The organism is Pseudomonas sp. LBUM1679, from assembly GCF_059695565.1.
This window is the reverse complement of sequence record NZ_CP166774.1, coordinates 4,500,845-4,513,537: the sequence shown is the minus strand read 5'-3', so window position 1 is coordinate 4,513,537 and position 12,693 is coordinate 4,500,845. Positions and strand designations below refer to the sequence as shown.

Annotated in this window: 10 protein-coding genes; 7 read left to right on the top strand and 3 right to left on the bottom strand. The window is 56.0% G+C overall.

Annotated elements, in window-relative coordinates:
• Window positions 1-29: 29 nt before the first annotated feature.
• Window positions 30-1,775, bottom strand: a complete 1,746-nt coding sequence (capB, locus tag ACA062_RS20535; protein WP_497452737.1) for a caprolactamase subunit beta — start codon at window positions 1,773-1,775, stop codon at window positions 30-32.
• Window positions 1,776-2,225: 450 nt separating this feature from the next.
• On the opposite strand from capB, the gene ACA062_RS20530 reads away from it, so the two are divergent.
• The 7 genes from ACA062_RS20530 to ACA062_RS20500 all read left to right on the top strand — a co-directional run bounded on the left by ACA062_RS20530 (window position 2,226) and on the right by ACA062_RS20500 (window position 9,971).
• The gene (locus ACA062_RS20530; protein ID WP_497452736.1) at window positions 2,226-4,274 is read left to right on the top strand and encodes a hydantoinase/oxoprolinase family protein; all 2,049 of its coding nucleotides are present in this window, start codon (window positions 2,226-2,228) and stop codon (window positions 4,272-4,274) included.
• Window positions 4,274-5,971, top strand: a complete 1,698-nt coding sequence (locus tag ACA062_RS20525; RefSeq protein ID WP_497452735.1) for a hydantoinase B/oxoprolinase family protein — start codon at window positions 4,274-4,276, stop codon at window positions 5,969-5,971. Before ACA062_RS20530 ends, ACA062_RS20525 begins: the two co-directional genes overlap by 1 nt.
• A gap of 2 nt (window positions 5,972-5,973) precedes the next feature.
• The gene (locus ACA062_RS20520) at window positions 5,974-6,150 is read left to right on the top strand and encodes a hypothetical protein (protein ID WP_161599979.1); all 177 of its coding nucleotides are present in this window, start codon (window positions 5,974-5,976) and stop codon (window positions 6,148-6,150) included.
• Between the two features lie 51 nt (window positions 6,151-6,201).
• A complete protein-coding gene (locus tag ACA062_RS20515; protein ID WP_497452734.1) occupies window positions 6,202-6,759 on the top strand; it encodes an HD domain-containing protein in 558 nt (185 codons plus the stop codon).
• Window positions 6,760-6,861: 102 nt separating this feature from the next.
• Window positions 6,862-8,199: a purine-cytosine permease family protein gene (locus ACA062_RS20510; protein ID WP_497452733.1), complete on the top strand. Its 1,338-nt coding sequence runs from the start codon at window positions 6,862-6,864 to the stop codon at window positions 8,197-8,199.
• 179 nt (window positions 8,200-8,378) lie between these two features.
• Entirely contained in the window at window positions 8,379-9,089 is a 711-nt protein-coding gene (locus tag ACA062_RS20505; protein ID WP_497452732.1) for a GntR family transcriptional regulator, read from the top strand.
• A 114-nt stretch (window positions 9,090-9,203) separates the two neighbouring features.
• Window positions 9,204-9,971: a class II aldolase/adducin family protein gene (locus ACA062_RS20500; RefSeq protein ID WP_497452731.1), complete on the top strand. Its 768-nt coding sequence runs from the start codon at window positions 9,204-9,206 to the stop codon at window positions 9,969-9,971.
• 74 nt (window positions 9,972-10,045) lie between these two features.
• On the opposite strand, the gene ACA062_RS20495 is transcribed toward ACA062_RS20500, so the two are convergent.
• Window positions 10,046-11,317: an OprD family porin gene (locus tag ACA062_RS20495; RefSeq protein ID WP_497452730.1), complete on the bottom strand. Its 1,272-nt coding sequence runs from the start codon at window positions 11,315-11,317 to the stop codon at window positions 10,046-10,048.
• Between the two features lie 72 nt (window positions 11,318-11,389).
• Entirely contained in the window at window positions 11,390-12,595 is a 1,206-nt protein-coding gene (mhpT, locus tag ACA062_RS20490) for a 3-(3-hydroxy-phenyl)propionate transporter MhpT (protein WP_497452729.1), read from the bottom strand.
• Window positions 12,596-12,693: the final 98 nt, after the last annotated feature.

The window sequence follows — 12,693 nt, the reverse complement described above, 5'->3', positions numbered from 1 at the left end:
TCCAGATGGCTCAAAGGGGCCGGGTTCGATTAATGCGTGGCACGGCAGGCGTGGGTCGCGGCTTCGTCGACCAGGCCATCGCTTTCGATCACCACGCCATACTCCAGGCGCGCGCCTTCACGGGACACCAGGCCGTTACGCACGTCGTTCAATACACTGGCGATCGGGCGCCGCAGGGGATTACCGTAGCCACCGCCCCCAGGGTTGATGTTGATCACCCGTTCGCCAGGCTGAGCAGTGAGTTGCGCGTTGTAGATAAACTGCTGTTCTTCGCCGTCGACCTTGCGGTGAATCAGCCGGCCCAACTTGGGTTCGAGCATGATGTTGTTGGCGCCCGCGGCACCCGACGTCGGCAGTTGCCGACCCTCACCGAAGCCGACCACGGTCATCGGGTGATTCAGTGGTTCGATCTCGATGCGGGTCCCCGAACCACCACGAAATTCACCAGCGCCGCCGCTGTCGGTCATCAGGCTGTAGCGGTGAATCAGGATGGGGTAGGCGTGCTCCAGCAACTCGATATCGCCGGACATCAGTGCGCCGAAACAACACAACGGACCGCATGCCGGCCAGCCATCCATGGCCTTGTTGGCGCCGGCGCCGGAAATGATCGAGGCGAGGACCATGGTCACGTACTCGTCGTTGCCATTGCGCGGATCATGGCCTGCAATGTTGATTCCGCTGGCGTGGCCCCAGGAGGCGGTGACGCGTTCCGGTGCGGCTTGCTCCAGTGCCTGACGCACCGCGTCGGCCAGGGTTTCCATCGGTGTGGTGGTGCTGTTGACGTGCGGCGCGGGTTCCTGCGCATTGCACAAGGTGCCCGGTGGGCCGAGGTCGACGGATACGCAGCGGTACAAGCCTTCGTTGTACGGCGGCGGCACCTGGGCAAACATCATCAGCCCCAGGTAGACCCCGGACACCGAGTTACCGGCGTAAGAGTTGATGAAGTAAGGCACTTGCGGTGGGCTCTGGATCAGGATGTGAGCCTCGTCACCCCGGATTTCCACCTGCGCCGTGATCGACAATTCGCCCAGCCCGTGGCCCGAGTCTTCAAGCACCGCGGTGCCCGTGTAGCACCCATCCGGGACGTCACGCAGCAAGGCACGCATGTGACGGTCAGCCATGTCTTTCAATTCGGCGATGCACGCGCGCACCTGTTCCACGCCATAGCGATCGAGCAGTTCGAGCAAGTGCCGTTCACCGACGTTGCACGCGCCGTATTGGGCGTTGAGATCGCCTTCCTGATAGGCGCGGGCGCGCATGTTGGTCAGCAGCAGGTTGATCACGTCTTCACGGCGCTTGCCTTGTGACCAGAGCTTCACTGGCGGGATGCGCAAACCCTCGGCGTAGATTTCCCTGGCATCCGGGTTGTAGCCGGCGGGCACCGGGCCGCCGATGTCGGTCAGGTGGCCTTTGCACACGGCCCAGAACACCAGTTCGCCTTTGTAGAACACCGGTTTGTACATGCAGCAGTCGAGAATATGGCTGCCCATGTAGGCGGGGTCGTTGTGATAAATCACATCGCCTTCCTGGACGTCATCGCCGAAGAAACCGGCGACGCATTTCATCGCCGGAATCAGCGAGCCGAGATGAATCGGGATGTCCTGACCTTGCAGGATCATTTCCGGAAAGTGGTCGAAGAGGGCATTCGAGTAGTCGTGAGCCAGGTTGAAAACGCTCGAACGACCGGTTTTCTCCAGGGTGATGGTCATTTCGCGCTGCGCGGTTTCGAGCGCGCCTCGCACGACGGCCAGGGTGATCGGATCTACTGTGCTCATGGGTCACCAGAAATCTTGTTGTTATCAGGTGGAGGTCAGGACGAACGTCTAACCCACGGCACAAAATTACGCGCTCGGACCAGTGTCTGGCTTGGCGCAAAGTGCACTGTTTGTTGATCCCCAGTGCACGGGTTGCCGGGCATTGTTCTGGGCGTTCGCTGTGACAGGGCTCGAACCGGTTGACAGCCAATTTCCTCAAGGGCAAACTGTCCACAGTCTTCAGTCCACAGATTGAATCATGCTTCTCCTGCAAGGACAGCCGACCGAAAGCGGGCAAAAGCACCCGCTGTGCGAGGTACGAATGTAGAAAAAAACATGAATAAGAAAAATGCACTTACCGTGATAATTCAGTTATTCGCATCCCTCGCGATGCACACGGTAACCACCGCATAAAAAGTATTTAAGAACTGCCCCCGAAAACTTTAGATCTATAATAAAGCGGAGCGCCTTATGCGTGAGGACAATATTGTAGGTGTCGACATTGGCGGTACTTTTACCGACTTCGTGTCATACGACGCCACAACTGGCAAGATTGAAAACTGGAAAAATCTAACGACTCCAGCCAATCCTATCGATGGGGTTTTGGAAGGGCTATCCAACATCGAGTCGATGGCAACCGTTAACAAGATTCGTCTGGGCACCACGATTGCGACGAACGCACTGTTAACGCGAAAAGGCGCGAAGGTTGCGTATGTCACCACTAACGGCTTTAAAGATGTGCCGTTTATCCAGCGTGGCGACCGTCGCAGCCATTACGACATCACTTGGATCAAGACCAAGGCATTCGTTAGTCGAGCCGATTGCTATGAAGTTGCCGAACGCATCAGCGCCCTGGGTGAGGTAGTACTTCCCCTGGATGAGACCTCAGTGCGTAAGGTCGCGCAGGCCATTCGCAACGATGGCACCATCGAAGCTATCGCCGTATGTACCTTGTTCTCTTACGTCAATCCAAAGCATGAGGACCGCATTGCGCAGATTCTGGCTGAAGAGCTGCCTGATATTCCCATTTCGTCTTCGTTTCACGTACTTCCGAAGTGGAAGGAATACGACCGGGCCTCCACGACTATCGCGGATGCTTTTCTCAAGCCGATCGTTCAAGAAAGCTTCGCACGTATAAAGACTTGTCTCGATGATCTGGGTATCGGCGATAAAGTCGGCGTCATCAAGTCCAATGGCGGCGAATCCAGCATCCGGGGCGCAGCGGCTACTCCCGTCCAGATGGCCTTGTCCGGACCCACGGGTGCCGTAGTCGCCACCCGTACAGTCGCTGAACTCACCGGGATCAAAAACCTGGTTGTGTTCGACATGGGCGGTACGTCAACCGACTGTGCAACCGTGGTCAACGGCCAGGAAAACATCACCACCGACTTTGAAATCGAGTGGGGGATTCCGATTCAGGTGCCAATGATCGACGTCCACACCATTGGTGCTGGTGGCGGCTCCCTGGCGTGGATTGATAAAGGTGGCCTGTTGCGAATGGGGCCGCAGTCTGCGACCTCCGTTCCTGGTCCTGCCTGCTATGGCCGTGGTGGCCTTGAAGCAACCGTTACCGATGCGAACGTTGTTTTGGGTCGTATCAACCCTGATTTCTTCCTCGGCGGACGGATGAAGCTCGATGCCCGCGCCGCCCATCGTGCGGTTGCGCGGATTGCCGACAAGCTCAATATGGCCGTTGATGAAGCGGCCATGGCGATGCTCCAGATCGCCAACAACAACATGCTGGGTGCGCTGCGCACGGTGCTGTTGCAACGCGGTCTGGACCCTCGCGACTTCACCCTGTTGTCATCCGGTGGCGCAGGTCCGGTTCACATCTGCGACCTGCTGGAAATCAGCGGCATCCCTCAAGGCCTGGTGCCTAACTATCCCGGCCAGTTCTCGGCATTCGGTTTCATCATGACCAATGCTCGTGTCGACAAGCAGCGGACTATCCAACAGGTCTCCACGCGGTTCGACGCGCTCGCGGTCGATGAAGCGATGACCCATCTGGTGAACAGTGCGGTCAGTGAGCTCACCGAGCAGGGTTACGTTGACAACATCCATGTTCAACGCTCCATCGAAGCGCGTTACCTCGGTCAGAATCATGGACTGGAACTGCCGGTGGACGCGGCATCGATCGATACCGAGTCTGCAGCCCGGTTGTGGCAGAAATTCCATGAGATTCACAAGGCCCGGTTTGGCTTCTCCACGCCTGGCGAAACCATTGAGCTGGTGACCATCAAGGCGGTGGCAATCGCGTCTTGCGAGAAACCGCACATTGCGACACTGGCGCTTGCCGAAAAGCCCGCCAAAGCTACTTCCAGTCGCAAGGTTCGCTATGAGGGTGGTTGGATCGATACGCCGGTGTATGACCGCGAAACGTTGCTGCAGAACCATGTGATCACAGGACCGGCGATCATCGAAGAAAGTGCCTCGGTCACGATCCTGCGACCCGATCAGCAAATTCGCGTAAACGAATACGGCTACATGCTCGTAACTGCAAAATCCGCGGAGGGCAAATAATGGATATGGTAGCGATGAGTATTCTCGACTCGACGATGGTATCGATCTGTCGAGAAATGGGGATTACCCTCCAGAAGACCTCCTACTCCACGATCTTCAACGAAGCGCTGGACTTCACCTGCGGCCTGGCCGACAAGCAGGGCAACCTGATTGCGGTCGCCGATTTTTGCCCAGCCATGATTGGTGGGATACCGCTCCTGGTGAAGTCGTGCTTGAAGGAAATCGACGTGGTGTCACTCAAGGAAGGCGACATCATCCTCCACAACGACCCCTACCGTGGCGGCCTCCACACGCCTGAACACACCTTCTTCAAGCCAATTTTCTTCCATGGCGAGCTGCAAGGCTGGGCAATCGCTATTGGTCATATCGCTGAGGTCGGTGGCATGGCGCCGGGCGGTTTCCCTGGCGAGGCCACGGAAATCTTCCATGAAGGTGTGCGTGTTCCTCCGGTGAAGATCAAATCCGCCGGCGTCGATAACAACGATATCTGGAAGCTGTTGCTGGCCAACGTGCGTACGCCCCGGACCAACTATGGCGATCTACGCGCCTTGATTGCAGCTGTAGATCTGGGCGAACGCCAGATGCGCGATGTGCTTGAGAAATACGGCGTCAGCGATGTCCAGCAGATCATTGGTGACCTGCTCGATTACGCAGAACGTCGCATGAAAGCCGAAATCGAGGCCATTCCCGACGGTATCTACTCCTTCGAAGATTCTGTGGAAAGTGATGGTGTAACCCCGAACAAGACCTACCGCATCGCTGTGGAAGTTCACGTTCGTGGCGATCAAATCATCATCGACTACACAGGTTCTTCGCCACAGGCACGTGGTCCGATCAATGCAACACTGGGGGTATCGACGTCAGCTGCCTATAACGCAGTCCTGCATATGACGGACCCATCGATACCGCGCAATAGTGGATGTTTCCGTCCGATCAAAGTGCTTTCGCCTCCCGGCACTATCGTGAACGTGGATTTCCCGGCGCCTTCGGTCGGGGGTAACACGGAGACACATCCACGCATCACCGGTGCAATTCTGGGCGCCATGGCAACCGCGGTTCCCAATCGAGTCATGGCTGCCGAAGGCGCAACCCATTGCAACTTCGTATTTGGCGGCGTGGATGCAGCCAGCGGCGAATACTTCGCCTGTTATGACCTGGAAACCGTGGGCTGGGGTGGGCGCGCTTTCGCAGATGGGAACGACGCTGTCGACTCGATCAACGGCAACTGTCGTACCACGCCAGTCGAAGTCTTCGAGACCCGGTTCCCATGGCGTGTCGAGTGTCTCGCTCTGGATGCGGACTCCGGCGGTGCAGGCGAATTCCGAGGGGGTTTGGGTTACACCAAACAAATGCTTTGCCTGAATGAAACCATCACCGTTTCGCAAATGACCGACCGTCATTTCACCAAGCCCTGGGGCTTGGACGGTGGTCTGGAAGGTGGCTGTGGTGCCACCCTTGTCCAGAAAAATGGTGCACACAAGTGGGAAACGATGTGCGAAGCGTACGGGAAGATTTCCACGAGCCGTTATTCGAACGTCGACATCCATGAAGGGGACCGGGTCAAGTTGATCACACCGGGAGGCGGCGGCTTCGGCAGCCCGAAAAAACGAGCGCCGGAGTCCGTCGAGCGTGATCTACGCGATGGCTATATCTCACTCGAATCTGCAAGGTCGAATTACGGATACACGGGGAACTGAAGATGAAATTCTCAGAAAACGGGCTCTACATCGAACGTTACGTTAAATGCGCTAACTGCGGCGTCCTGATCTACGAACAGGATGCGCCGACAAAGGTGAAAGTCGACGGCAAGGAATTCTGTTCCGACTGGTGTGTTAAATGGAGCGCTGAGCGTCAGCAGCGGCGCGCTTCGAAGTAAAAAATACTCGGCGGGGCTGTGACAGCCCCAGTCCGATGGATAGGAAAAAAGATGGAAAAGGCTAACTTCAAAAGTATTGACCAGATGAAACCCGAAGATTGGAAGCTGATTTCCTCTTTCGAAACCGACGAACATAAACATATGCCTGCGCTGGTGATCAAACACCTGCAACTCCTGGGGCAGGGTGAGCAGCCCTACCAGATTGACCGACTTCAGCATTCGCTGCAGACGGCCACTCGGGCGAAGCGTGATGGCGCCGATGATGAAATGGTTCTGGCTGCGCTAGTCCATGATATTGGTGACACACTCGCACTGTACAACCATGCCGAATTGGCGGGTGCGCTGATCAAGCCTTATGTGTCCGAAAAAGCCCATTGGATTGTACTTAATCACGACGTCTTCCAAGGGTTTTATTACTGGGAGAACCTGGGATGGGACAAAAATACTCGCGAGAAATTTCGTGGGCATCCCTGGTTTGATGAGTGTGACAAATTCTGTCGTGAATGGGATTGTCCTTCGTTCGACCCGGAGTACGATACCTTGAGTCTTGAAAGCTTTACCCCCTTGATCGAAACGATATTCTCTCGAACGCCGTACTCTCACAGATAACAATAAATAAACGCTTGAGCATTCCTGAAAAAACATTCAAGTAGTCGTTCTGCCCAAAAAACGTGTTTTAAACACCTCCTTCTATCACTGGAGTCATAAAAAATGGCGGGCCCAATTAAAAGCAACGGCGGCGCAGGGCAACCTGTGGCCGTGGTGGGATTTGACGAGCGTATCAATAAAGTATCGCTGTCCATGGCGTGGTGGGCAGTGTGTAGTGCAATGTTCTACATTATTGTAGGCGGCGCACTTGCTTTAGAGTACGGAACGTTCAATGCGATTACGGGAATGCTCCTTTCGGTCATTTCCTATGGCGTCATCACCTCCCTGATGGCCCGGCATGCCATTAAAACAGGTCACTCGGTGACCTCCTTCTCGGTAGAGCTTTTCGGCTCAAAAGGGGCCGTGCTCGCTGCGATCATCCTCGGGGCTACCGCAATTTATTACGCTGTATTCGAAGGGTCTGTCATCGCGCTTGCGATCAACCATCTCTTTCCCTCGATCAATCACACTGTCGCCGCTTTGATCGTCGTGGCCTATAGCATCCCGTTGGTATTGGGGAAAATCCAGGTCTGGCTTGACAAGCTCAATGGTGTGCTACTGCCGGTCTACGTCATAGGCCTTGTAGCCGCCGTTTGCATCTCTATATCCGAATATGGCTATTCAACCAATTGGATGACATTTGGACCCTCTAACCCATCCCCTTACGGCTGGTGGAATTGCTTTGTTTACTACATGGGCATCTGGGTCCTCATGCTCTTCGCCTATGAGTATGCGAAGTTTGGCAAGCCGTCCGACGAGGAATTTCACAGTAAATGGAATTTCGGCTTTTTATTTTACTTTGTGACGATAGTGGTCAATGGGGCGTGTGGTATTTATCTGGTCAGCTCTGTGCCAAGCATCGAGAAGATCAGTGAGATTTCTGTAGTGCTGGCGATACTGAGTTTACTTGGGTTCTGGGGACTGGTGTTCGTATGGGCCACGCAGACCCGAATCAACTCAGCTAACTACTTCGTCGCTACCAGCAATCTGAAAACTATCGGGCAGTTCTTTGGCATTGGCTGGAAATGGGGCTGGTGGGCTGTCGTTGTCGGTGTATTGGTGTTTGTCCTCATGCTCGCCGATGTCTTCAAGTATCTGTTGGAAGCGCTCGCGTACCAAGGGATTATCGTTGTCGCCTGGGTGGGTGTCGCCCTGTCGAGAATCATTGAGGTTCGCCGGTTAGCGGACGGCGGTATCTCGAATGTTCCGTGCAAAACGGTAAACTATTGCGGGTTGACTGCGTGGTTGGTTGCCTCAGTCGTGGGCATAATCCTTATGAACTGCACAGGCCTGTTGGCAACATTATCAGCGCCCGCCACAGCCATTGTTGCCTACGCGGTAATGCGTCTACTATCAAAACGCCAAGTGGTAAATAGCCCAAGTATCAGCAAAGTAAATTGATGGTTGTTGCGTAGGCTTCTTACTATTTAAGGGGCCTACGTGACACCGACTACTTGAATTGACAGGGGTGGGATAAAAAGGCAAGCTAATTGTCCACAGTCGACAGTGCGCAATCTGTAAAGCGATGCAGTTCGACCACGATCGTTATCTACATCGAAGACATAGCGGATCAACTTCAGATGAATCAGTTTCCATCCTCAGTTTCAAACGTCCCTACGAGCGAGCCAGGATCGTTCCCGGCACCGGTTGTCGACAGTAAAAGCTTGTCGGAGCAGGTGACCGAGTATCTGTACAAGCTGCTGGTCAGCGGCCAGCTGAAAGGGGGGCAGCGTGTTAATGAGGCTGAATTGGCGCGGACGTTGAAGATCAGCCGTAACCCGATCCGGGAGGCGATCCGCAAGCTGGAAGAGCGAGGCTTGCTTATCTCCAGCCCACGGCGAGGCACTTTTGTCCGTTCGTTTTCGGAGTCGGACATCCAGGATATTTTCTCATTCCGGTTGGCGTTGGAGGAGTTTGCGGTTCGTCAGGCATTTCCCTATCTCACCGATGAGGACATCGAGGGCTTGGCTGCAATCGTCGGCCAGATGGAATCAGCGGCAAAAACAGGGCGTGAAATGGACCTTGTCGAACGCGACATCGCGTTCCATCAGCGAATTTGTGAGTTGTCGAGAAACACACAGACCATTCGGGCTTTTTCAAATATCTATGCAGAAATCCAGATTTCGATCAGCCTGGTTGAACATCGATTTGCAAGTCTGGAAGATGCGGCAGCGGATCATTGGCCTATTGTCGAGGCGTTTCGCACCAAGGATGAGCAAACAATCATTGAAGCGCTACGGTTTCATATAGGCGATTCCTGGAAAAGAATCAAGGAAGCTTACAACTTCTAGTTTTATCGGCAGCAACACCTGGCAATCTTAAGTGAGAGTGCAGGGATTTTTTTGTCTTGAGTTTGTTTTCTTTATTTTTGTTACATATTCTGTTTGTTTGCTCAGGTGGAACTTATGTTTAATGTCGCAAGTCCCCATGCTTTCATATCCAATGCTGAATGGAATGTTCGATGCGAACTGGCAGCCCTTTATCGACTGCTCGCTCATTTTCGAATGACGGACCTGATCGACACCCACATTTCGGTGCGCGCGCCAGGCGATGAAGGGCTGTTTCTCATCAATCGCTATGGTGTTCTGTTTCACGAGATGAAAGCATCTGATCTGGTCAGGATTGATATCGGCGGCGATATCGTAGATCAACTCCATGCTGCAGGGGCGGTCAACAAGGCTGGTTTCAACATCCATTCAGCCATTCACGGCGCTCGCCATGATGCTGTTTGCATCGTGCATACTCATACCTCGGCGGGCATGGCAGTAGCCGCTCAAGAGGAAGGTCTGCTGCCGATTACACAGCATGCATTAAAGTTCTATGGCTGCCTCAGTTATCATGATTATGAAGGCATCGCGCTCAACCCTGCTGAGTGCCCGAGACTTGTCGCTGATCTGGGTTCAAACATGGCAATGATTCTGAGAAACCATGGGTTGTTGGCTGTAGGAGGCTCTATTGCCGAGGCCTTCAATCAGATCTATTTTCTCGAGCGAGCTTGTCAAGCTCAGGTAGCTGCCTTGACTGGCGGGCAACGTCTGCGCTTCCCCGCAAAAGAGGTCTGTGAGCTCACCGCCAGGCAGTCAGCCGATGAGATTCGAGATAATCTTCATCTCCTGGCTTGGGAAGCCGCGTTGCGTCTGATCGACGATCAAAAATCCGAGTACTGTTCCTGAATAACCTTTGCGTCTGCGCGGTGCTTCGCAAATCTGGATCTACCGCAGAAGTGCCGCGCAGTGTTTCTGCCCACTCACCATAGCTTCCATGTGTAATCGACATTCACCCGTAGTTCATTGTCATCCCTATGGCTGGCCTGAGTGCTGAAATCGTTGCGGTACCAGGCGTTGCGCACGCGCAAGGCCAGGCCTTTGAATGCAGTGCCCTGCAGCACGTAGGACAGTTCGATGTCCTTTTCGCTCTCTGTCAGGTTGGAGCCTCCCAGTTTGGCCAGCTCGATATTGTCGCCCCTCACGTAGCGCAGCATGCCATTAAGCCCTGGCACGCCAAGGCCGGCAAAATTGTAGTCATACCGTACCTGCCAACTGCGCTCCTTGGGGTTGAGGAATTCGGAGCTCAGCGTGCCCTCGGTGATTACCAATGGTTCGGTACCGAAGAGGTAGGGCATGGCCGTCTTGCCCGTCAGTTGCATGTAGCCAGCGCCGAATTTGTGGGCGCCCCAGGCATAGGTCAGCATCAGTGCCGCGTTACGGTTGTCCACCGGGCCGGCTTTGGCCGCGCCATCCTCGCCGGTGATGAACAGGCGGAAATCGCTTTTCAGGCTGCCGGGGCCAAGCGGGCGATTATCGACAAAGCCGTAGAAGTCCTTGCGGTACAGGTCAGCGAGTTCTGCATGGTAGTACTTCAGCGTCAGGTGCGGCGACCAGGCATAGTCACCGCCGAGGAAAGTAAAACGGTCCGACTCGGCGGCACCATTGAAGCGTCCATTGGGTGAACCCACCGACATTTTCTGGTAGTCGGTGGAGTCGCGCAGGTTGATGCGATCCAGCCAACCGAGGTGCAGGGTCAGCTTGTCGATTTCCTGGGACTTGAGGTACGCGCCGCGAAACGTCTGTGGCAGCAGGCGGGTAGGGCTGGCGAAAGCGATCGGCAGGAACGTGCTGATGGTGCCCAATTGCAGCTCGCTTTTCGAGGCCCTGACTTTGGCCGTCAGACCCAGCTCCGAATAGTCATCGGCCGGCTCACGGGTGGTGGCGCTATACGGCAGCAGGCCGGTGCCGGTGCGAGCGCGTGAGGAATCCAGGCGCACACCCAGCAAACCTTGAGCATCCAGGCCGAACCCCACCGGCCCTTGGGTAAAACCGGAACGTACATTGAGAATGAAACCCTGGGCCCACTCGCGGGCGGCGGCCTGGGGCGTTGCGTTCACGTAATTACGATCGAAGTAATAGTTGCGCATCGTCAGATCGGCGTGGCTGTCATCGACAAAACCGTTGGCCAGTGCCTGGCCAAGGGATAAAACGCAGGTGCAGGCGCTGAGCGCCCGAAGAGAAGTCTTGAGCATGCCAGTGTTCACTTTTATTGTTGTTGGAGTGAAACCCGCATCGTTTCGACGCGGGATATTTCGAGTGGGCTGTCAGTCGGACCGAGCGCCGTTGCGCCGAACCGTCAGGTAAAACATCGCCACCGCAGCGATGACGATCCCCGGTGCCGAAACCAGCATTACCCCGGCTGTGCCTGTGCCCAGGGCGAGCATCTTGCCGGCCACCAGCGGGCCGCTCATCGCGCCCAGCCGCCCAATGGCGACGGCGCTGCCCACGCCTGTGGCGCGTATCGACGGACGATAGAAATGCGGTGCCAGGGCATACAGCACGCCCTGCCCACCGGTGGCGAAAAAGCCGGCGACGAAGCCTGCCACCAGCATGCTTTCCAGCCGGCTGGCCAGCCCCAGGGCCGTCAGCGAGGCCAGGATGCCCAGATAGATCAGTGCGGACAGTGCCCAAGCGGGCAGACGGTCCATCACCCAGCCCAACATCAACGTACCGACCGCTGCGCCAATCTGCAGGGCCAGCATGACCCAGCTGGCCTGGCGGCCACTGAAACCCTGGCCGATCAGCAAGCTGGGAAGCCAGTTGATCAGGATGTAGACCACCATGAGGGTAAAGAAATAGCTGACCCAGATCAGGCCGGTCGGCAGGGCCGCGCCCTCGCGGAACAGGCCCTGGACCACGCCGATCGGTGCCGCGTCCGCGCCTGTGCGAAGCTGCAGCGACTCCGGCAGGTAACGCCCCAGCAGCGGCACGATCAACAGGGGTACCAGGCCGCCGATGTAGAACACTGTCTGCCAATCGCCGGAAGCCCCGTTAATACCAATAATCGCCGCCAGCGCAGCGCCCAACGGCACACCGCAGTACATCAGGCTCACCGCGCTGCTACGCAAGCGCGGGCCGGCCACTTCACTGGTCAAGGCAATCAGGTTGGGCAGGGCGGCGCCCAGCCCGACGCCGGTCAGGCAACGGGCCGCGAGCAGGCTGTTGAAATCCCAGGCCAGGGCGGTGACGAGGGAAAACAGGCCGAACAGCGTCACTGACGCCATCAGCACGCGCTTGCGACCTATTCGGTCGGCCAGCCAGCCGCCGGCGAACGCACCGGGCAGCAGACCGAAAATCCCGGCACTGAACACCCAGCTCATGTGCAATTTATCCAGTTCGAACGCGGCCGCCATGCCTTGGGCAGCGATGCCCGAGGCCTGCAGGTCCAGGCCCTCCATCAGTGCGACGAGAAAGCACAGACCGATGGTCCGTGTCAGGTGCAGCGGTGTTGTCAGGTTTAGCGAAGTCATGGGCAGTACCCGTTTTATTGTTGTAATGGCAGTCAGGGGGATTCGGCAAATACAAAATTGGTTTACGACGCCGATCCCGTGTAGGAGCCGGCTTGCTG